Raw genomic sequence first — 22,384 nt, 5'->3', positions numbered from 1 at the left:
TTTTTTGTGGAGGGTTCGATTCTGGCTCAGGATGAACGCTGGCGGCGTGCTTAACACATGCAAGTCGAACGGGATCCGGCCAGCTTGCTGGTTGGTGAGAGTGGCGAACGGGTGAGTAATGCGTGACCGACCTGCCCCATGCTCCGGAATAGCTCCTGGAAACGGGTGGTAATGCCGGATGGTCCAGCATGCTGCATGGCGTGTTGGGAAAGATTTATCGGCGTGGGATGGGGTCGCGTCCTATCAGCTTGACGGTGGGGTGATGGCCTACCGTGGCTTCGACGGGTAGCCGGCCTGAGAGGGCGACCGGCCACATTGGGACTGAGATACGGCCCAGACTCCTACGGGAGGCAGCAGTGGGGAATATTGCACAATGGGCGCAAGCCTGATGCAGCGACGCCGCGTGAGGGATGGAGGCCTTCGGGTTGTAAACCTCTTTTAGCAGGGAGCAAGGCTTCGGTTGAGTGTACCTGTTGAATAAGCACCGGCTAACTACGTGCCAGCAGCCGCGGTAATACGTAGGGTGCAAGCGTTATCCGGAATTATTGGGCGTAAAGGGCTCGTAGGCGGTTCGTCGCGTCTGGTGTGAAAGTCCATCGCTTAACGGTGGATCTGCGCCGGGTACGGGCGGGCTGGAGTGCGGTAGGGGAGACTGGAATTCCCGGTGTAACGGTGGAATGTGTAGATATCGGGAAGAACACCAATGGCGAAGGCAGGTCTCTGGGCCGTTACTGACGCTGAGGAGCGAAAGCGTGGGGAGCGAACAGGATTAGATACCCTGGTAGTCCACGCCGTAAACGGTGGACGCTGGATGTGGGGCCCATTCCACGGGTTCCGTGTCGGAGCTAACGCGTTAAGCGTCCCGCCTGGGGAGTACGGCCGCAAGGCTAAAACTCAAAGAAATTGACGGGGGCCCGCACAAGCGGCGGAGCATGCGGATTAATTCGATGCAACGCGAAGAACCTTACCTGGGCTTGACATGTTCCCGACGGCCCCAGAGATGGGGCTTCCCTTCGGGGCGGGTTCACAGGTGGTGCATGGTCGTCGTCAGCTCGTGTCGTGAGATGTTGGGTTAAGTCCCGCAACGAGCGCAACCCTCGCCCCGTGTTGCCAGCATTTTGGATGGGAACTCACGGGGGACCGCCGGGGTTAACTCGGAGGAAGGTGGGGATGACGTCAGATCATCATGCCCCTTACGTCCAGGGCTTCACGCATGCTACAATGGCCGGTACAACGGGATGCGACATGGCGACATGGAGCGGATCCCTGAAAACCGGTCTCAGTTCGGATTGGAGTCTGCAACCCGACTCCATGAAGGCGGAGTCGCTAGTAATCGCGAATCAGCAACGTCGCGGTGAATGCGTTCCCGGGCCTTGTACACACCGCCCGTCAAGTCATGAAAGTGGGCAGCACCCGAAGCCGGTGGCCTAACCCGTGAGGGGTGGAGCCGTCTAAGGTGAGGCTCGTGATTGGGACTAAGTCGTAACAAGGTAGCCGTACCGGAAGGTGCGGCTGGATCACCTCCTTTCTACGGAGAATTCGGTCGGATGTTTGTCCGACGGTGTGTGCCCCCGGGGCCGGATGGTCCGGCCGGTCGGGGGTTGCTGGTGTGGAAGATGGTCGTTGGCTTGTGGGTCCGCCCGTCGTGGGGTGGCCCGTGGGGTGGTGCGGGCATGCTTTTGGGTTCCCGGACCGCCACCCCGGGATTGGTTTCCCGGCGCGGTCTGTCGGCCCCGCGGGATCGCCGGCGCGTTGGTTCGCGTGCGGTTGGTTCGGCGGGTGCGTGGTGGTTTGAGAACTGGATAGTGGACGCGAGCGGGAGAACGCCGTTGTTGGTGTTTTCCTGTTCTGTGATTTCAATGACTCCGGCCGGCTTCTTGTTGTTGCTGGTCGTGGGTTTTTGTTTGATCGTTTTGTGATCGTTTAGTGTGATGATTTGTCGTCAGCGTTTTTCGCCGTGGGCTTGTTGCGGGTTGATCCGTGTTGGGTTGCTTGCAAGGGCGTGTGGTGGATGCCTTGGCGGACAGGACCGATGAAGGACGTAGCGGGCTGCGATAAGCCTCGGGGAGCCGTCGAGCGGGCTTTGATCCGAGGATTTCCGAATGGGGGAACCCGGCCACCGTCATGGGTGGTCACCGGCTTTGGCCGGGGGGTACGCAGGGAAGTGAAACATCTCAGTACCTGCAGGAAAGGATATTCCGTGAGTAGTGGCGAGCGAAAGCGGATCAGGCCAAACCACGCGCGTGTGATAGGCGCCGGCCGTTGCGCGCGTGGTGTTGTGGGAGAATGCGTCCGAGCCTCCGGCGGGCTTGGCGGCAGTGATAAAACCGTGTGCGAGGCGAACCGGATTGGATGCCGGGCCGCAGAGGGTGATGGCCCCGTAGCCGTACGCGCATGGTCTGCCGGTCGTTTTTCCCAAGTAGCGCGGGCCTCGTGGAATCCCGCGTGAATCCGCCCAGACCGTTGGGTAAGCCTAAATATTCCTGTCCGACCGATAGCGTACTAGTACCGTGAGGGAAAGGTGAAAAGCACCCCGGGAGGGGAGTGAAACAGTTCCTGAAACCGTGCGCCTACAAACCGTCGGAGCCTTTCGGGGTGACGGCGTGCCTATCGAAAAATGAGTCTGCGAGTCAGTGGCATGTGGCGAGCGTAACCCGTGTGGGGTACGCGTAGCGAAAGCGAGTCTTAAAAGGCGTTTTGAGTCGCGTGTCCTGGACCCGAAGCGGGATGATCTAGCCCTGAGCAGGTTGAAGCGCGGGTAAGACCGCGTGGAGGACCGGACCCACCTGGGTTGAAAACCGGGGGGATGACTTGGGGTTAGGGGTGAAAGGCCAATCAAATTCCGTGATAGCTGGTTCTCTCCGAAATGCATTTAGGTGCAGCGTCGGATTCATTACATCCGGGGGGTAGAGCTACTGGATGCTTGCGGGCCCGTACTGGGTACCAACAGCAACCAAACTCCGAATACCCGTGATGCGTATCCCGGCAGTGAGTCGGCGGGGGATAAGCTCCGTCGTCGAAAGGGAAACAGCCCAGATCGTCGTCTAAGGTCCCCAAGCGTGTGCTAAGTGGGAAAGGATGTGGAGTCGCATAGACAGCCAGGAGGTTGGCTCAGAAGCAGCCATCCTTGAAAGAGTGCGTAACAGCTCACTGGTCTAGTGGTTCCGCGCCGACAATGTAGCGGGGCTCAAGCACACCACCGAAGACGCGGCAGCATGCCTTTGGCGTGCTGGGTAGGAGAGCGTCCTGTCAGGGGCGAAGCGGCGGCGCAAGCCGGCCGTGGACTTGGCGGGAGTGAGAATGCAGACATGAGTAGCGAAAGCGGGGTGAGGATCCCCGCCGCTGGATGACCAAGGGTTCCGGGGCCACGTTCGTCGTCCCCGGGTGAGTCGGGTCCTAAGGCGAGGCCGACAGGCGTAGTCGAATGGATGAACGGGTTGATATTCCCGTACCGGCATGAGACCGGCAAAACCGAGGCTTGGAGTACTAACCTCCGCCCCCGGGCTTACCTTTCCTTCGGGAGGGGGATGCGTGGTGGTGTTGGGACCGGTCCTTGTAGTAGGTCAGCGCAGGAGTGACGCAGGAGGGTAGCCGGCCGCGGAGGTGGTTTTCCGTGGTCAAGCACGCGGCCCGTCCCCCAGGCAAATCCGGGGGGCGCGAGGGTGAGGTGCGATGATGGGCGCCGTTGGGCGCGAATCCGGTGATCCCATGCTGCCGAGAAAAGCTTCGGCGTGAGGGCTTGTGCCGCCCGTACCCCAAACCGACACTGGTGGTCAGGTAGAGAATACCAAAGCGATCGAGCGAATCCTGGTCAAGGAACTCGGCAAATTACTCCCGTGCCTTCGGTATAAGGGAGGCCCCTGATGGTGAACCGGCTTGCCCGGGGAGCTGTTGGGGGTGGCACAGACCAGGGGGTAGCGACTGTTTACCAAAAACACAGGAGCGTGCGAAGGCGCAAGCCGCTGTATACGCTCTGACGCCTGCCCGGTGCCGGAAGGTTAAGAGGATCCGTCAGCCCCTTTGTTGGGGTGAAGCGGTGAATTCAAGCCCCGGTAAACGGCGGTGGTAACTATAACCATCCTAAGGTAGCGAAATTCCTTGTCGGGTAAGTTCCGACCTGCACGAATGGCGTAACGACTTCCCCACTGTCTCGACCAGGAGCTCGGCGAAATTGCAGTACGAGTAAAGATGCTCGTTAAGCGCAGAAGGACGAAAAGACCCCGGGACCTTTACTATACCTTGGTATTGGCATTAGGCGCGGATTGTGTAGCATAGGCGGGAGGCTTCGAAGCGGGTGCGCCAGCATCCGTGGAGCCGCAAGGTGAAATACCGCTCTGTTCTCGTTTGATGTCTCACCTCGACCAGTCATCCTGGTCAGGGACAGTGCCTGGCGGGTAGTTTAACTGGGGCGGTTGCCTCCCAAAGAGTAACGGAGGCGCTCAAAGGTTCCCTCAGCCCGGTTGGCAATCGGGTGTTGAGTGTAATCGCACAAGGGAGCTTGACTGCGAGACCGACGGGTCGAGCAGGGACGAAAGTCGGAGATAGTGATCCGGTGCCGGCGCACGGGCGCGGCATCGCTCAACGGATAAAAGGTACCCCGGGGATAACAGGCTGATCATTCCCAAGAGTCCATATCGACGGGATGGTTTGGCACCTCGATGTCGGCTCGTCGCATCCTGGGGCTGGAGCAGGTCCCAAGGGTTCGGCTGTTCGCCGATTAAAGCGGCACGCGAGCTGGGTTCAGAACGTCGTGAGACAGTTTGGTCTCTATCCTCTGCGCTCGTTGGAATCTTGAGGAGACCTGCCCATAGTACGAGAGGACCTGGGTGGACGAACCTCTGGTATGCCGGTCGTCACGCCAGTGGCGCGGCCGGTTGGCTACGTTCGGAAGGGATAACCGCTGAAAGCATCTAAGCGGGAAGCCTCCTCCAAGATCAGGATTCCGTGGCACCCTCGAGTGCCTGTAGTCCCCATGCAGAACACGTGGTTGATAGGCCGGACGTGGAAGCCCCGCGAGGGGTGGAGCTGACCGGTACTAACGGACGAAAGGCAATCACGCAAACCCCCCTTGCGGGGGTTCGATGAGTCTTTATTGCGGGAAACGATTGATGGCAAGGAACACTACGTCACTTGCGGTCAAACACAAGTCATGGAACTCGCGTCCACTATCCGGTTCCCGAACCACCACAAGACCGGCATCCCTTACAGGATGGCCGTGAGAATTGAAGATTTGCGGCGGTCATGGCCCAGGTGAGACGCCCGGTCCCATTCCGAACCCGGAAGCTAAGGCCTGGCACGGCGATGGTACTGCACTCGACAGGGTGTGGGAGAGTAGCACACCGCCGCATCACACGTACACAAGGACCCCCGGTCGAGCAACACGCCACCGGGGGTCTTTTGCATATCAACAACAAAAGCCACACGACCACCCACAACAGCTTTATAATCGTTTACCATCATGTACTACTTCACGCCAAAGCGTTGCGCCGCAACCAACAAGATCATGTATCACGACAAGATGCAGGCGCAGCATGCCGCCGATCAGAGTCTGATCGAGCGCGGCGCGGAGTTATGGGTATACCGTTGCGAGCATTGCGGCACCTGGCATTTGACGCATCGGGATCCGCGTGCCAGCTATCGGTCGGTTCCTTTGAACCAGCAGCTTAAGCCGCATTCGCGCAAAAAAGGCTATAAGCCAAGACGACGCTAATATCCCGCATCGTTAATTCCTTTAGTAATTCCGGCTCCCCTCTTGGAGGGGAGCCGGCCGCGAAGCGGCCTGAGGGAGCATTATCGCGAACGCCTGAGTCAAGCCGATTCACATGCGTTCCCCCCAGTCGGCTGCGCCGCCAGCCCCCGACATTACATGCGACGTGCGCTTCGCGCACTGCCATGGGCAATCCTGCGGATTGCCCATCCAGCGGGGTACGAGCCGCTTCTTCGTCCATTTCGGCAGGTCAATGAGGACACGACGAAAGGTGGGGAAGCCGGTCAGCGGTCCAGACGGAATCCCTGCTTGGCGGCCTTCTGGGCGACGGCGCGATTCAGCACGCCCTGATCGGTGGCGACGGCGCGAATCTGATCGCTGAAGGCATCAACGGGGCGGTCGGTGTTGCGCAGATCGTAGTATTGGTGTACTTCGGCGTCGAACTGCGGCAGCGCGGCGAGCGTGGCCTCATCATCGGACGGATAGGTGTTCTCGAAGAACTGCATCGAACGGGGCATGCGCGGCTTCAACGCCGGCTGCTGGTCGGGTTTGCCGATCGCCAGACCCAAGACGGGATACGTGTATTCCGGCAGGTTCATCATGCCGATCAACGCGTCCACATCGTTCAGCAGCGAACCGAGAATCACGCAGCCCAATCCCAACGAATACGCCGCCGTCTCCATGGCATGCAGGTCCAGTACGGCATCGTTCTGCGCCTGCGTGAACCGGTAGCTCGCGTCCAGCGTGATTTCGCCTGCAGGAGCCCCTTTGGCCTTCGCGATGGCGGCGTTGCGGTGCTCGTCAAGGATGAACACATACAGCAGCGGGGCCTCGGCGATGTACGGCTGCTTGGCGATAGCCGCAAGCCGGGCCTTGGGATCGGGATCGGTGATGCGTACGGCGGACCAGTCATTGAGATACTGGCTGGATGCGGCATGCTGAGCAACCGTTTCCAGTGTGGCGATGGTGTCATCGTCGATCGGTTCGTCGGCGAACTTGCGGATCGACCTGCGATTGAGCAGGGTTTCAATAGTGCTATTGGTAACCATGCGGCCATTGTCGCAGGAAATCACGCCGATGCCAATGTTTCCGCTCACAGTAAACGGATTCCGCGAAGAGGTTAGCGCGCGGCGCGCTTGCGGTGGCGGCGCGCGACGAAGGCCTTCGACCCCCGGTCGGACAGCATCGACACCGATGCGGTGAACGCCGCCGACAGCGCGGCGAACAGCACGCTCATCAACAGCCCCTGCTGAGCTTCATCCTCCTCCGACAGCTTGGCTCCGGTACCCTTGTTCCACAGCAGTTGGAATACCTTCCCGGCCACGAAGCCGGCGATCGACGGCAAAGCGAACTTCAGCAGCTTGTCCCCCATGGAATCAGGATCATTGAGGCGTTCGTTGCGCATGTCATCCACCTTTGCATTTACCCGGTCGAGCTGCGCGATGATGCGGTCGGCTGTCGACTCATCCTGAAATTCGGTCATACACACCATTATTTGGCATGGTCGCGACGCGGAAGTGAGTAGAGTTGGGTACATGAGCGAAACGAACAGCGGCAGTGCCGCCGCACTGGGGCGGCTGGTCCTGCTCCGGCATGGGCAAACGGCATGGAGCGAGTCGGGGCAGCATACCGGCCGGACCAACATTCCGCTGACGGAGGTTGGCGAGCAACAGGCGCGCGACGCCGGGGACCGCATCCGCAGCTTGTTCCCGCAGCCGTTCGACGCGGAATGCGTATTCGCCAGCCCGTTGAAGCGCGCACAGCAGACGGCGTCCCTGGCGGGGTTCGGGCCACGGACCATGCCGGCGCTGGCGGAATGGGATTATGGCCGCGCTGAAGGGCGCACCCGACAGACGGTCGCGCAGATGAACGGCGGCAGCTGGGATGTGTGGCGCGACGGCCCTGGAGTGCTCAGCTCGGCGATGGAAGGCGAGTGGGTCGATACCTTGCCGTCCGGCGAGCGGGTGACCGTGCACAACGGCCCGGGAGAGTCCCTCGCTGACGTGTACGAGCGCGTTCAGCAGGCCATCGACCAGGCGGTGCCGCTGCTTGAGGACGGCCGCAACGTGCTGTTCGTGGCCCATGCGCATGTGCTGCGTATCCTGACGACCCGCTGGCTCGGCGTCGATCCGCATATGGCGAAGCTGCTGCGGCTCGACACCGCGCATTATTCGGTACTGTCCGTGTACAAGGGCGATCGCGTGATCGAACGCTGGAACTGCTGACGGCGGTGCGGGAGGGCCTGCGGCGCCAGGGCCATCCGTTTTTCGCCAGCATCGCTATTGTGGTGATCAGTTGGTTCGATTGCACACAAGAACGGAGAGCGTATGACCGGCAACTCATCGGAGCGGAGCGGTGCGCGCCGATTGAAGGTCGCGGAGATCGCGCAATTGGCCGGGACCTCGCCTGCCACCGTATCGAAGGTCATCAATGGGTACGGCAGCGTATCGGATGCGACGCGGCAGCGCATCGAACAGGTGCTGTCGTCGGTCAACTATTCGAAAAAACCGGTCAAGCATGTCACCTCGCGCAATATCGCACTGCTTATCGACCGGATGGACCACCCTTGGGTCACACCGATGCTCAGCGGTGCCATGCGGTATGCGGACCGCAATGGGCTGAACCTGATCATCGTTTCGCGAACCGATGACGACGGGGCGTTGTCGCCGTATTACCTGCAGTCCCTGCGGCGCGCGAAACCGTTGGCCGTGGTGGTGAACACGGCGGACCTTCTCGATAAGGAGCGGGAGTTGTTCGCCAGCATCCATGCGGGATACGCGATTATCGACCTGCGTGGCAACGTTGCATCCGAAGGCTTGGAAGTGCGGCTCGATAATTGGGCCGGCGGGCTTGAGGTCGGCAGGCATCTTATTGGCCTGGGGCACCGCAGGATCGCCATTATCACCGGACCGGACGATATGATGTGCTTTCGGGCGCGGCTCGACGGCTGCAAGGCCGCGATGAGCGAGGCCTCCATTCCATTGGACCCGTCGTTGATATGTCCCGGCGACGAATGGAGCGAGCTGGCCCGGCGCCAGACCCTGCGCCTGTTGGCGATGGAGAATCCGCCGACCGCGATTTTCGCCACATGCGACACCCAGGTGGTCGGGGTCTATGATGCCGCCCACCAGATGGGGGTCGATATTCCCGGAGAGGTATCCGTGGTGGGTTTCGACGACAACGAGTATCTGTGGCATGCGGCCACGCCGTTGACGACGGTTCGGCAGCCTTATGCCGATATGACGGAGCGGGCGTTCCGGCTTGTCCTTGAATCGGAGGATGACGATCCCGATCGGAAAGTGCTCATTCCTCCGAAATTGATCGTGCGCGACAGTACCGGCCCTGTGCGCGTGCGCTGATATTCCGCACGGTCCGTAGAAGTTGAGTTGTCGGTGCGCGCATACGCGGCAACGGGCTGATGTAACGATATATCACGGTATTCGGAGCGTCTGAAACCGGTTGTTATATGAGAGCCGACACCGACAACTCGAGTATTCCGCGCAGCGGCGGCGGCGGACGCCGAGCGGCGCCGTGCCGAGCCCGGCGAGAAGCCGGTGCGCCAGACATACCAATGGCACCGTTTTGTGTCGAAACGGTTTGACATCAGAATGAAAAAGGAATATTCTATGTAATTAAGAAAATTCTTTAATCAGCGCAGTGTGGCGAGGTGATGTGATGGCGCATCGCCGTCGGTTCGCCGCATCGTAGCGGGAAGGAATGCGCCATGCGGACATCCGATTGGTTTTGGGGAGGCACGGAGGCCGATCCCGGCTCTCCGACGCCACTGGGTGCGGTGGAGGTGCCGATTCGCCGGGAATTCCCTCGTTCCCCGGAAGTCCCCGAAGGATGCATGGTGATCGACGACCTCAATGAGGACGATTTTCTCTACCCGGTCATGATCCACCGGGAAACCTACGTGACCAGAACCGTTGACGAGGCATATGGCGGCGGTGCCGTGGACCTTCCCATGTGGATATTCAGCCCGAGAACCGATGACATGCCGGTCCGCAGGCGGGTTTCGGCATGGCCGGTCGTGGTGTTCGTCCGTGGTTCCGGATTCGGCCCGCAGACCGTGTTGGACTACCTGAACTACTATGTGCGCATCGCGGAGCGTGGATACGTGGTGGCGGCATTGCAGTACCGCTCCAGCGACATCGCCCCGTTTCCCGCGCAGATGCAGGATTGCAAGACGGCGATACGGTATGTGCGCAAGCACGCGGAACGCTTGCGGGTAGACGCCGACCGGGTGGCGCTGTGGGGTGATTCCTCAGGCGGGACCACGGTGCTGCAGGCCGGATTCACCGCGGATTCCGGTCCGGATACCGACGACTATCGCGAGTACAGCGCCGCGGTATCCTGCATCATCGACTGGTACGGCGTCACCGACATGACCGCGATGAACTACTATCCGACCATCATGGACAACAACAGCCCCGACGGCGCCATCGGCAGGGAACTGGGAGGCGTGCGATCGCTTGAGCACCCCGACCTGGCTGCGGCGGCGTCGCCGATCACCATGCTGTCCGTGCAGTCCGATGTTCCGCCGACGCTGATCATGCACGGCGGGAGGGATTCGGATGTGCCGTTCAATCAGAGCTGCCGGCTGTACCGGCGCATGAAGGAGCTCGGCAAGGAGGTCTCGTTCATCAAACTCAATGATGGCACGCACGGGTACTACGGGTTCCGTACCAACCGCGCGATGGACATCGTCGACATGTATCTGCAGTCGCATCTATGAGCCCGTCAAGGGCATCGCTGATGCGGTTGCGGCACGCACACCGCACGGATGACGCGGATGGGCCGGCAAAACGGCGCTTCCGCGTCGGGGAAGACGGCGAAGTCGCCGGCATTCCCGTAAACGCCTCCTATGAGGCGCCCCAAGGATAAGGAGATCACCATGAACAAGAGGGCAATCATCGCTGCCGGCACCGCGGCCGCCATGATCGTCGGGCTGGGGGCCTGCGGCTCCTCCAACGGCGATTCGAGCGGCGACACCGCTCAGGGCAAGGTGTATTACCTGAATTCGAAGCCCGAAGTCGTCGACCAGTTCGACGAGCTCGCCAAGGCATTCACCGACGAGACGGGAATCAAGGTGGACGTGGTCACCGCCACGATGGCCGATTATGAGACCACGCTGACTTCGGAACTGGCCAAGAGCGAGCCCCCGACCACATGGACGATGAGCCCGAACGATCTGGCCAAGTACAAGAAGTACCTGACCCCGATGCAGGATACCGATGTCTACAAGAATCTGACCGATGCCGGCAAGGCCAGTGCGGTGCAGGATTCCGAGAACGTGTACGCGATCCCGTACGTGCAGGAATGGTACGGCATCATCTATAACAAGAAGATCGTCAAGGACTACTGCTCCAAGGACTATGCGGTCATCAAGTCCGCGGACGACATCAAGGATTGGCCCACGCTCAAGGCCGTGGCCGAAAGCATGATGGAACACAAGGACGATCTGGGCCTTGAAGGCGCGTTCACCACGCCAAGTGTGGAGAATTCCGACTACTACCGCTTCACCGCGCACATGATTCGCCCGGCCGAGTATTTCGAGTACAAGGACAACAACACCACGTTCATGCCGGAGATCACCTGGAAGTATCTCGACAACTACAAGGACCTCTATGATCTGCAGGTCAACACGTCGCCGGGCGACGCCAAGACCGACGCGACCTCGATGTCCTACGAGGACGTGACCGCGCAGTTCTCCCTTGGCGAGGTGGCGTTCTACCCGAACGGCGTGTGGGCGTATTCCCAGATCAAGGACAACAACGTGGCCGACGAGGATCTCGGCATGCTGCCGTACTACATGGGCATCCCCGGTGAAGAGGACTATGGCCCCGGCGTCATCATGGACAACCAATGGGTGGTGAACAAGAACGCCAGCAAGGCCGACCAGGAGGCGACGCTCAAATTCATCGAATGGGTGCAGACGAGCGACGAGGCCAAGCGCATCGTGGCCAAGGAGATGGGCTTCGCCATGCCGGCCACCACCTATGGCGACGATGCCCAGCCGGATAATCCGCTGGTCGACCAGGCGCTCGCCTACCAGAAGGAAGGCAAGAAGTACATTCGCAGCTTCGAGCTTCCCAGCCTCGCCTGGCAGAAGGATTTCGGCGGGGCGCTGCTGGAATACGTGCAGGGCACGAAGGACTGGGACAACGTCAGGAAGGTCATCACCGACGAGTGGAAATCCACTTGGGAGGCCAATGAGAAGGCGGCGCCCGGGTCGTTGCCCGCGCAGAAGGAATTCACGGAGTAGGCGCATCCGCGTATCCGCTCCATGATGACGATTCTTCGGACGACGGCCGGCTGACCGGCAAATCGTGCGGGCCTCCTCTTGCGTCCCTCTTTTCGGGGCCGCCGGAGGGGCCCGCCGTGCCGCATCCGCCGCACGAGAAAGGATGAACCGATGATCCCACGCGGAGGCAATGGCGACTGGTGGCGCCAGGCGGTGATGTACCAGCTGTATCCGCGCAGCTTTCGGGACGGTGACGGCGACGGGATCGGGGATTTCTCCGGTGCGATCCGCAGCCTGCCGTATCTCAGGCGTCTCGGCGTGGACGGCGTGTGGCTGAATCCCATCTTCCGCTCCGGGTTTGCGGACGGCGGCTACGACGTCATCGACTATCGTGATGTGGCCGAACAGTTCGGCACGCTCGGCCAGTTCCGCGAACTGGTCGACGCCGTGCACGATCAGGGCATGCGCATCATCATCGACATCGTGCCCAACCATACGTCCACCGAGCATCCGTGGTTCCGCAAGGCGCTCGCCGCCGGTCCGGGCTCGCCAGAACGCGCGTACTACATCTTCCGTGACGGGCGTGGCGACCACGGTGAACTGCCGCCGACCGGCTGGCTGTCCAAGATGGGCGGATCGGCATGGCAGCGCGTGGATGACGGGCAATGGTATCTGCATATCTACGCCAGGGAACAGGCCGATCTGAACTGGGACAACCCCGGGGTACGCGCCGAATTCGAAGACGTGCTGCGTTTCTGGGGCGACTTGGGCGTCGACGGCTTCCGCGTCGACGTGGCCAACGGATTGGCCAAGCAGATCGACGGACGGTCCGATCTCGACGAGTGGACCGTGGACGATGACCGGTGCCCGGACGGCCGGCACCCCCTGTGGGACCGTGACGAGGTGCATGAGATCTACCGTGGCTGGCGGCGGGTGTTCGACTCGTATGACCCTCCGCTGTGCGCGGTGGCGGAGATCTCCATCGTGCCCGAGCATGAGCATCGGTATGCGTCGGATGATGAGCTCGGGCAGGTGTTCAACTTCGATCTGCAGCAGTCGTTGTGGGGCTATCGGGAGTACCGCGCCGCGATCGACGCCGAGCTGGCCTCGGCTCGGCGCTCGCGTTCGAGCGCCACATGGGTGCTCGGCAACCACGATACGCCTCGTGTGGCGTCGCGGTATGGTCTGGCGCAGGTGAAGTCGAGGGGGCTGTTCCAACTGGCGACGGACTGGCTGCTGAGGGACGGAACCTCGTATGCCGAGGACCGCGCGCTCGGTGCCCGGCGTGCGCGGGCCGCCGCATTGGTGGAGCTGGCTTTGCCGGGAACCGCCTACATTTACCAGGGCGATGAGCTTGGGCTGCCGGAAGTGGCCGATATTCCATGGGACCGGCTTGAGGACCCCACGGCGTTCGACACGGTGCGCCAGCAGAGCAAGAAGGGTCGCGACGGCTGCCGCGTGCCCCTGCCCTGGAATTCGGCCGATATGCCGGCTCCAGCCCCTTGGTCGGATCGATTCGGGGAAGGAGCCTCCTTCGGATTCTCGCCTGGCATGGCCGATGGCGGTCGGCCAGCCGCCGAGCCTCACCTGCCGCAGCCGCTATGGTTCGCCGACTACGCTGTGGACCGCCAGGCCGGGGACCCGCTGTCCATGCTGAACCTGTATCGTGACGCCATTCGTCTGCGCTCGCGGCTGTTCAACGCAGACTGTGCGGCAGCCGATCCGGTCGAGATCGAGTGGATGGACATTGACGGGCCAAGCGGCCACCCCGACGGCGCCGACGGGAATGAAGGGGGCGTTTTGGCGTTTTCCCGTCGAATCCCCGATAATGATATGAAAGCAGACGGGTGTCCGGAGAACGGCCGGCGCGTGGGCGGGCGCATCGCGTGCGTCACCAACTTTTGCGGGTCTCCGGTGCCGTTGCCGGCCGGTGACGTGCTGATCGCCTCCGGGCCGTTGCATGAGGGGGCTCTGCCGCCGGATACGACTGCATGGGTGGCATTGGCGCGCTGATGGGAAGATCGGCATGCCGGCCGTGGCATGTGCGGGCTCACGACGACGAAAGGGCTGGCAAGGTGGACCGGGATCAAGAGATTGAGCGGAACGGCATGGTCAAGGTCGGTCCGGTTGGTGCGAAATATCCGATCAGCGACAGGCTGTGGGGCGTGTTTTTCGAAGATCTGAATTATGCGGCGGATGGTGGTCTGGCCGGCGATCTGGTGCAGAACGGTGCCTTTGAGTACTCTCATCGGGATAATCCGCGGTGGAGCGCGTTCACGGCGTGGCGCAAGGATGTGCCGAAAGGATCGCATGGATCGTTCTGGATCGAGACCGAAGACTGCGTGGCGGAGGAGAATCCCCATCATGCCGTAGTGCAGGTCGAGCTCGGGCCGGTGTCGCTGGTCAATCGGGGGTTCGAGGGCATGCGGCTGCGGCCGGGGGAGCAGTATGAACTGTCGATGTGGATACGCTCATGCGATGGCGCGCCGCATCCGGTGGACATATCGCTGCTGGGCGATCCCCGCGACGACGATGCCGCGCCGTCCGGACCGGGCGCACGCTGCGAAGCCCTGCCGGGCGAATGGCGGCGGATCGAACTGCGCCTTACGGTCGATTCCGATGCGTCCAACGGTTCGCTGGCGCTGACCTTCACCAAGCCGGGCGTGGTCGCTGTGGACTTCGTCTCGCTCGAGCCCTGCCGCACGTGGCGCGGACTCACACATTTCCGGGCCGATCTGGCCGAGGCGATCGCCGAGCTCAGACCGCGGTTCGTCCGTTTCCCGGGCGGTTGCTTGGTGCATGGGCTCGGATTGGACAACATGTATCGCTGGAAAGACACCATCGGTCCGGTCGAGCACCGGCGCCACGACTTCAACCTGTGGGGGTACCACCAGTCGATGCGGCTGGGGTTCTACGAGTACCTCTGCTGGTGCGAGGCACTGGGCGCCGAACCGATCCCGGTACTGCCGGCCGGCGTCAGCTGTTCGGGCACGGACGGCGGCTCGATGGCGATGTCCCCGCGCCAGATGGGCGAGTACGTCCGGGACGTGCTGGATTTCGTCGATTTCTGCAATGGCGACGCTTCCACGGTTTGGGGCGCCAAGCGCATCGCGTGCGGGCACCCTGAGCCATTCGGGTTGGCATACCTGGGGCTGGGCAACGAGGACGACATCACCGACGATTTCCGGGAACGGTTCAGCCAGCTGTTCCATGCGCTCGCCTATGCCCACCCGGAGATCACGGTCATCGGCACCGCGGGGCCGACGCTGGTCGGAGCCACCTTCGACGAAGCGTGGGATCTGGCCCGCGCCGAAGGCGTGGCGCTGCTTGACGAGCACTCCTATCTGGCGCCGGCCTGGTGGTTCCAGCATCTGGATTACTACGACGGTCTGGACCGGAACGGCCCGCACGCGTATCTCGGCGAATACGCCTCGCATGGCGTCACCATGCTCAACGCGCTGTCCGAGGCGGCGTTCATGGCCCATATGGAGGCCAACGGCGACGTGGTGGACATGGCATCCTACGCGCCGTTGCTGTGCCGCAACGGGCATGCCGGGTGGGATCCCGATCTGATCTATTTCGACGATGACCGTGCGTACCGCACCTACAGCTACTGGGTGCAGTGGATGTATGCGCATTCCGCCGCGGAGTCAGCTCGCCGGGTCGAGGTCGAGGGCCCTTGCGGGTACACGCGCGAACTGCCGGAATACACCGGTCTGTCGTTCGGGGGCGACCCTGCGGTACGCCTGTCCGGCATCGCCGTGGAGCTGCCGGACGGATCGGCGTGCACCGTGCCGGATCTGTTCAAGGAATCCGGATCTCGCGCCGACACCGGACTGCATGTGACCGCCGATCGTTATACGATCCGGCTGCACGCGAGATATGAGAGCGAATCCGGCATGTTCTCCATCGACTTCGGCGCGCTCGACCAGCCCGATCGATACCGGCTGTGGATCGGCATGGCCGGCTTGGACTGCGCGCTCGGCGCGTTGCGCGACGGGTTCCCCTATGACTATGACCGCGTCAGTCTGGACCGCCGCGTGTCGTACGGCGATGAATGGGATATCTCCATCGAAGTGCATGACCGGGGGCGTTCCATTCGGGCAAGCGTGAACGGCACCGTGCTGGCCGGCTCCGATCCGGGCGAGGAAACGCGGCGGACGGTGACCGTGGCCGAAGGCAATGGCGTTGGGGGATTCGGGATGCGTTATGTGCGTGTGGTGAACGCCACGCCGGAAACGATGCATGCCGATCTGTCCAAGGTGCTGCCGCCCCATGGCCGCGCGTGGACGAACGGGTATGACGATCCGCATGCCCCCATGGGCACCGCTCTCGTGACAATGCTGCGCGCCGAACGGCCCGATGCCGGCCGTCCCGGCGAGGAGGCCCCGAGCCGCCCGGTGGAGCGGGAGATCGTGCTGCCGGCCGATGGTCTGCTCCGCTTCCCGGCGTGGTCCTTTACCATCCTCGGCGTGCCGATGGATATGTATGGGCCGGAAGGGGGCGAACATCGGCAATCGGCCCCTGCAGGGGATGATGCCGAGTGGGATCGGATCAAACGGATCGCCGGCGATGATCCGGGCATAACCTTCGACGACGTCTGATTCTGGCCGCTGCTGTCCGATCGCGACACGCTGTCCGCACTCCGCTTTGACGGCATCAAACCGGTTCGATATACTGATATCGAACCGGTTCGGCGCGTGACTCGCCGCCGAGGCCGGTGGCTCCAACCTCGGCGCATAGTGCGATGCGCCGCTGCGCGGCTGCGGCTGCGGTTCCCCGATGAACCGCCTGCGGGGCTGGCGAGAAGAAGCAAGGGGCGGCTGTTGCGGCCGCGAAGGAAAGGTCATTCATGAATACGTTCTCCAAGGGCATAGCCGCCTTCGGCGCCGCGGCGCTGGTGATGGGACTCGCCGCATGCGGCTCCACCAACAGCGACGCCGGCCATGTCTACTTTCTGAACAACAAGCCCGAGGTCGTGGACCAGTGGAACGAGCTGGCCGACATGTACACCAAGGAGACCGGCGTCAAGGTCGACATCCAGTCCGCCACCTCCGGCAGCTACGAGTCCACGCTGTCCTCCGAGCTGGCGAAGAACAACGCGCCGACCATGTTCGGCATCGGCGGCTTCGACCAGTACGCCAAGTACAAGGACTATCTGGAGCCGCTGCAGGACTCCGAAGCGTACAAGCTGCTTAACGAGCAGGGCAAGCAGATGGCCCACAAGGACGGCGACGACGTGTACGGCCTGCCGTACGCCGCCGAGTGGTTCGGCATCATCGCCAACAAGAAGATCATCAACGACTATGCCAAGAAGGACTACGCGGTCATCGATTCCTTCGACGACATCAAGGATTTCGCCACGCTGAAGAAGGTCGCGGACAGTATCCAGCAGCACAAGGACGACCTCGATCTCGACGGCGCGTTCTCCACCCCGGGCCTCGACTCCTCCAACTACTACCGCTACGCCTCGCACATGACCCAGGTGCCGGTGGCCTACGAGTACATCGACGAGGGCGTGGACTTCGAGAAGGAGCTCAAGGGCACCTATCTTGACAACTACAAGGCCCTGTGGGATCTGGAGATGAAGGACAATCCGACCGAGAACACCATGCTCGGCTCGGTCAACTACGAGGATTCCACCGCCGAATTCGCCACCGGCCGCGTGGCGTTCTACCCGAACGGCGTGTGGGCCTACTCCCAGATCAAGGACAACGACGTGGCCGACGACGACCTGGCGATGCTGCCGTACTACATGGGCTTCCCGAACGAGAGCGAATACGCCGCGAACTCCATCTACGACATCTCCTGGTCCGTGAACAAGAACGCCTCCGACAAGGACAAGCAGGCCACGCTCGACTTCATCAAGTGGATGGTGAGCAACGACGACGCCAAGAAGATCCTCGCCAAGGACATGGGCTTCTCCGTGCCGTTCACCACCTTCGAGGACGAGTCCTTCCAGCCCGACAACCCGTTGACCAAGTCCGCGCTCAAGCTCGAGTCCGACGGCCTGACCCCGATCCACGGCGCCTACATCCCCGGACAGGCGTGGGCCGATGGCGTGGCCAACGCGCTGCTTGAGTACGCGCAGGGCACCGGCGACTGGAACGGTGTCAAGAAGGCCTATCTTGACGACTGGACCAGCGCGTGGGACGATTACGAGTCGAACTTCGGCATGCTGCCGCCGGTGCACAAGTAAACCCGGCTGAGGGCTTCGACCGGAAATTCCGGGTCGGGAAAATGCCGGGCCGAAGTGCCGGGTCGAAGGCGCGGCGGGCTTGATGCCCGTCGCGCCTTCGACCGATTGCGTCACGAATGAAACCGCGTGGAGAAGGGAACAGGAATCATGATTGCGGATCTGGGAACGCTGGCCACGGTCAGGCGGGAACGCAGCCGGGCGATCAACGCCGAAAATCCCACCGGCGCGCCCGGCAGGGGAGGCATGGCGGCGAGCGAACTGGGCCCCTCCCGCAAGGGCAGCCCGTGCCTGCGCGACATCGCCAGCGGGCGGACCGTGACGTTGGCCGATGTGGCCGGGCCGGGATGCATCCGTCACATCTGGATCACCGTGGACGAGAAGACCACGGACGCCGACTGCTTCGTGCTGCGCGATCTGGTGCTGCGCTTCTACTGGGACGATGAGCCCGAGCCGAGCGTGGAATGCCCGCTCGGGGATTTCTTCTGCTGCGGATTCGGGCGTGCCTGCCTGGTCAACTCCGAACCGGTCGCCGTGGTGCCCAACCGCGGATTCAACATGTTCTTCCCGATGCCGTTCGCCCGCCGCGCGCGCATCACGCTGGAGAACCAGCACGCCAACGCGATCGGCGCGTTCTTCTACCAGATCGACTACAGCCTGTACGACGAGCCGCTCGCCGGGGACACTGCGTACTTCCACGCGCAGTGGCGGCGGCAGCGCCTCACCGAAAAGGGGCGCGACTATGTCGTGCTCGACGGCGTGCAGGGCGAGGGCCACTATGTCGGCACCTATCTGGCCCTGACCACGCTGGAGCGATACTGGTGGGGCGAGGGCGAATTCAAGTTCTACATCGACGGCGACGGCGAATACCCGACCATCTGCGGGACCGGCACCGAGGACTATTTCGGCGGGTCGTGGAGCTTCGCCAAGCAGGTGAACGGCAAAACCGTTGAACAGACCTACTGCACGCCGTATATGGGCTATCCGTATTACTCCTCCCATGACGAGCTAATCCACAACGACTACCACAACGACGACTGCCCGCCGATGCGCGGCTTCTACCGCTGGCACATCCCCGATCCGATCCGGTTCCGCTCCGGCCTGCGCGTCACCGTGCAGCAGATCGGCGTGGGGCATCGCGGGTTCTTCGAACGGCGGGACGACGTGGCGTCCGTGGCGTACTGGTACCAGCGCGAGCCGCACGCCGCGTTCCCTGCGCTCGCCGACCGCGAGTACCGCTGGCCGCGATAGGGCGGCGTGCGGAAAGGCCCCCGCGGAGCGCTCCTCGGGGGTCCTTTTTGCGTTCGGCGAACAGGGACACGCCGATTTCGGTGAGAAAAATGATAGTCGTTGCAACAAATTATTGCAACCGCTTGCAGTTAGGAAATGGCGGAAAATACCCATAATATTACTTACTTTTCTCAGTTGATGTGATCAAAAATTGGTCGTTTTGCACCCAGAATGATTGCCATCGTTTGCATTCTTGCAAAAAGCGGCGCATAATAAAGGTGTTGTCGGAAGCGAAGGCGCCTGACAGGTGCCATATCCCTCGGCGCAGTGCCGAGGCCGGCTGAAAGAGAAAGGTTCGAAGATGAATCGCACAGTAAAGACCGCAACGGCTTTGATCGCCGCAACCGCGATGTCGATCGGCGCGCTCGCCGCGTGCGGCAGCTCGTCCAACTCGTCGGGCGACGATAAGGGCAAGGTCTATTATCTGAACTTCAAGCCCGAAGCGGCCGACCAGTGGAAGGATCTGGCTCAGGCGTACACTGATGAGACCGGCGTGCAGGTGACCGTCGAAACCGCGGCTTCCGGCACCTATGAGCAGCAGCTCAAGAGCGAGATGGCCAAGTCCGAGGCCCCGACGCTGTTCCAGGTCAACGGCCCGGTCGGCTATGCCAACTGGAAGGAATACACCGCCGACCTCAAGGACACCGAGATCTACAAGCAGCTGCAGAACCCGGATGTGGCGCTCAAGGACGGCGACAAGGTCGTCGGCGTGCCGTACGTGATGGAAACCTACGGCCTGATCTACAACAAGGACATCCTGAACAAGTACTTCGGCCTGTCCGGCGCGAAGGCCAAGTCGGTGGAGGACATCAACTCCTTCGACAAGCTCAAGGCCGTGGCCGACGACATGCAGGCCCGCAAGGACGAGCTCGGCATCAAGGGCGCGTTCACCTCCGCCGGCTTCGACTCCAGCTCCGACTGGCGCTTCAAGACCCACCTGGCGAACCTGCCGCTCTACTACGAGTTCAAGGATGACAACGTCACCGAGCAGCCCGCCACGATCAAGGGCACGTACCTGCCGCAGTACAAGAACATCTTCGACCTGTACATCACCGATTCCACCACCGATCCGGGCCAGCTGAGCTCCAAGACCGGCGACGACGCGAACTCCGAGTTCGCGCTGGGCGAGGCCGCGTTCTACCAGAACGGCACCTGGGCGTGGACCGACCTGCAGAAGGCCGGCATGAGCGCCGACCAGGTGGGCATGATGCCGATCTACATCGGCGCTCCCGGCGAGGAGAACCAGGGCCTGGCCACCGGTTCCGAGAACTACTGGTGCGTCAACTCCAAGGCCTCCGAGGCCGATCAGAAGGCCACCGAGGAGTTCCTCAAGTGGGTCATCACCTCCGATACCGGCAAGAAGGCGCTGAGCACCGAGATGGGCTTCACCACGCCGTTCAAGACCTTCGATGACGTCAAGACCGACAACCCGCTGGTGGCCGACGCCGTCGCCGACCAGAAGTCCGGCAAGACCCAGGTCAGCTGGAACTTCACGATGATGCCGTCCGAGCAGTGGAAGAACGATTTGGGCTCCGCCCTACTGGAGTACGCTCAGGGCACCGGCAGCTGGGATAAGGTCAAGTCCGCGTTCGTCGACGGCTGGGCCAAGGAGTACAAGGCCGCGCACGCCGAGTAACCGATCTTCCGATATCCCGCGGATGGCGCGGGCAACGTGAGGGGGATGGCGGAAGGGGGTTTCGAGCGTATCCGTTCGAAACCCCCTTCGTCGTATGTCGGGTCGTGTGCCGGTCGTGTGCCGGCCGGCCGAGGCTTCGGCTACCTGCGGTCCGCGTCCGTGCGCGGTTCCGTGGTGCTGGACCGTACGAGCAGCTGGGCCGGGAACATCTCGAAGGGATTGTCCGTGGCGCCGTTGCCGATCAGATCCAGCGTTTTGGCCGCGGCCGCCTTGGCCATGGCGATCGGGTCCTGCCGCACGGTGGTCAATCCCACGTCGTGCGCGTAGAAGCTGTCGTCGTAGCCGACGACCGACACGTCGTACGGCACGCGCAGTCCGTTGCGCGAGAGCTGGAACATCAGCGGGATGGCGATGCCGTCCTCCTGGCAAGCGATGGCCGTGGGCATCTGCGGCAGCGTAAGCAGCTCGGTCATCGCCCGGCCGATGCGGTCCTCGCCCTCCGCAATGACGATGGTGGTCAGTTCGACCCCGGCCTGCGCACAGGCCTGCGCGAACGATTCATATCGCTGCTGGACGCTGAAATGCAGTGTCACCGCCCGGTCGGTGCGGATGTAGGCGATATGGCGGTGGCCGATTCCGATCAGATGCCGGGCCAGCAGCTTGGACCCCTGGTCGTCGTCGATGTTCACCGCGGCGGTGAATCCGCTGGTCGGCAGCACGCAGTTGATGCCGATGATCGGCACGTCGGTCTTGGCCAGCTGGCTGATCTCCTCGGTGTCCACGTCGAACGAGGCGACGATCACGGCGTCGGCGTTGCGGCGGATGGGCAGCATGTCGAAGAACTCCCGTCGTTCCTCGATGCTGGAGATCTGGAAGATCGACAGATCGTAGCCGTTCGCGTGGAAGACCTGGTTGAGCCCTTCGATGATGGAGGCGCTGAACCACAGCCGGATGTGGTCGCTCATCAGCAGCGCGACGCGCAGGGCGCGCCCGGATTTGAGCACCATGGCGGAACGGGAGATGGAGAAGTTCATGTCATCGGCTATGCGCAGGACCTTGGTCCGTGTGGCTTTTGACACCAGTTCCGGGCGCGTGAACGCGCGGGACACCGTGGAAACGGATACGCCGGCCTGTTCCGCCACGTCCTTGATGCTGAATCCCATGAGGGCTCCTTCATGTCACAGGTGATTGCGATTTGAGAATAACACGAGACAACGTTTTCATCGGTGATACTATATCGAGGAAAACTAGTTTTCTTATCGTTTCTGCCGATTATTCATAGATGAAGAGCGGCGGATGATCTTAAGA

13 protein-coding genes and 3 rRNA genes are annotated in these 22,384 nt (G+C 62.1%); 13 read left to right on the top strand and 3 right to left on the bottom strand.

Annotation, left to right across the window (positions count from 1 at the left end; translation table 11 throughout):
• Window positions 1-3: 3 nt before the first annotated feature.
• From BBSC_RS12365 to BBSC_RS12350, 4 genes are all read left to right on the top strand, one after another.
• Window positions 4-1,528, top strand: a 16S ribosomal RNA gene (locus tag BBSC_RS12365).
• A 456-nt stretch (window positions 1,529-1,984) separates the two neighbouring features.
• Window positions 1,985-5,059: ribosomal RNA gene (locus tag BBSC_RS12360) — 23S ribosomal RNA — on the top strand.
• A gap of 172 nt (window positions 5,060-5,231) precedes the next feature.
• Window positions 5,232-5,348, top strand: a 5S ribosomal RNA gene (gene rrf / locus BBSC_RS12355).
• Together the 16S, 23S and 5S rRNA genes form the textbook arrangement of a ribosomal RNA operon.
• A 110-nt stretch (window positions 5,349-5,458) precedes the next feature.
• Window positions 5,459-5,710 (top strand): hypothetical protein, encoded by a 252-nt coding sequence (locus BBSC_RS12350; RefSeq protein ID WP_048349663.1) that lies wholly within the window; start codon window positions 5,459-5,461, stop codon window positions 5,708-5,710.
• Window positions 5,711-5,991: 281 nt separating this feature from the next.
• Here the strand turns inward: BBSC_RS12350 and BBSC_RS12345 are convergent, their stop codons facing one another.
• On the bottom strand, window positions 5,992-6,756 hold the full coding sequence (locus BBSC_RS12345; protein WP_033519717.1) for a nitroreductase family protein: 765 nt from the start codon (window positions 6,754-6,756) through the stop codon (window positions 5,992-5,994).
• A gap of 71 nt (window positions 6,757-6,827) precedes the next feature.
• Entirely contained in the window at window positions 6,828-7,190 is a 363-nt protein-coding gene (locus BBSC_RS12340) for a DUF4235 domain-containing protein (protein WP_033519713.1), read from the bottom strand.
• Window positions 7,191-7,242: 52 nt separating this feature from the next.
• Here BBSC_RS12340 and BBSC_RS12335 point away from each other — a divergent pair, with 52 nt between their 5' ends.
• The 9 genes from BBSC_RS12335 to BBSC_RS12295 all read left to right on the top strand — a co-directional run bounded on the left by BBSC_RS12335 (window position 7,243) and on the right by BBSC_RS12295 (window position 21,076).
• The gene (locus BBSC_RS12335) at window positions 7,243-7,932 is read left to right on the top strand and encodes a histidine phosphatase family protein (protein WP_033519712.1); all 690 of its coding nucleotides are present in this window, start codon (window positions 7,243-7,245) and stop codon (window positions 7,930-7,932) included.
• A 102-nt stretch (window positions 7,933-8,034) separates the two neighbouring features.
• On the top strand, window positions 8,035-9,066 hold the full coding sequence (locus BBSC_RS12330; RefSeq protein ID WP_033519711.1) for a LacI family DNA-binding transcriptional regulator: 1,032 nt from the start codon (window positions 8,035-8,037) through the stop codon (window positions 9,064-9,066).
• Window positions 9,067-9,557: 491 nt separating this feature from the next.
• Window positions 9,558-10,445, top strand: a complete 888-nt coding sequence (locus tag BBSC_RS12325) for an alpha/beta hydrolase (RefSeq protein ID WP_231648987.1) — start codon at window positions 9,558-9,560, stop codon at window positions 10,443-10,445.
• Between the two features lie 159 nt (window positions 10,446-10,604).
• The gene (locus tag BBSC_RS12320; RefSeq protein WP_033519710.1) at window positions 10,605-11,975 is read left to right on the top strand and encodes an ABC transporter substrate-binding protein; all 1,371 of its coding nucleotides are present in this window, start codon (window positions 10,605-10,607) and stop codon (window positions 11,973-11,975) included.
• Window positions 11,976-12,125: 150 nt separating this feature from the next.
• Window positions 12,126-13,967 carry an alpha-amylase family glycosyl hydrolase gene (locus BBSC_RS12315; RefSeq protein WP_033519709.1) on the top strand — a complete coding sequence of 614 codons (1,842 nt, stop codon included), beginning with the start codon at window positions 12,126-12,128 and terminating at the stop codon, window positions 13,965-13,967.
• Between the two features lie 95 nt (window positions 13,968-14,062).
• Entirely contained in the window at window positions 14,063-16,558 is a 2,496-nt protein-coding gene (locus BBSC_RS12310; RefSeq protein ID WP_051923307.1) for an alpha-L-arabinofuranosidase C-terminal domain-containing protein, read from the top strand.
• A gap of 248 nt (window positions 16,559-16,806) precedes the next feature.
• Window positions 16,807-18,153, top strand: a complete 1,347-nt coding sequence (locus BBSC_RS12305) for an ABC transporter substrate-binding protein (protein ID WP_033519708.1) — start codon at window positions 16,807-16,809, stop codon at window positions 18,151-18,153.
• A gap of 147 nt (window positions 18,154-18,300) precedes the next feature.
• Window positions 18,301-19,401 carry a glycoside hydrolase family 172 protein gene (locus BBSC_RS12300; protein ID WP_033519707.1) on the top strand — a complete coding sequence of 367 codons (1,101 nt, stop codon included), beginning with the start codon at window positions 18,301-18,303 and terminating at the stop codon, window positions 19,399-19,401.
• Between the two features lie 319 nt (window positions 19,402-19,720).
• On the top strand, window positions 19,721-21,076 hold the full coding sequence (locus BBSC_RS12295; protein WP_033519714.1) for an ABC transporter substrate-binding protein: 1,356 nt from the start codon (window positions 19,721-19,723) through the stop codon (window positions 21,074-21,076).
• Between the two features lie 140 nt (window positions 21,077-21,216).
• On the opposite strand, the gene BBSC_RS12290 is transcribed toward BBSC_RS12295, so the two are convergent.
• On the bottom strand, window positions 21,217-22,239 hold the full coding sequence (locus BBSC_RS12290; protein ID WP_033519706.1) for a LacI family DNA-binding transcriptional regulator: 1,023 nt from the start codon (window positions 22,237-22,239) through the stop codon (window positions 21,217-21,219).
• Between the last annotated feature and the right edge of the window lie 145 nt (window positions 22,240-22,384).

This window comes from Bifidobacterium scardovii JCM 12489 = DSM 13734, from assembly GCF_001042635.1.
Lineage (GTDB): Bacteria > Actinomycetota > Actinomycetes > Actinomycetales > Bifidobacteriaceae > Bifidobacterium > Bifidobacterium scardovii.
The sequence above is the reverse complement of the archived record's forward strand: the minus strand, read 5'-3'. Positions and strand labels throughout refer to the sequence as shown.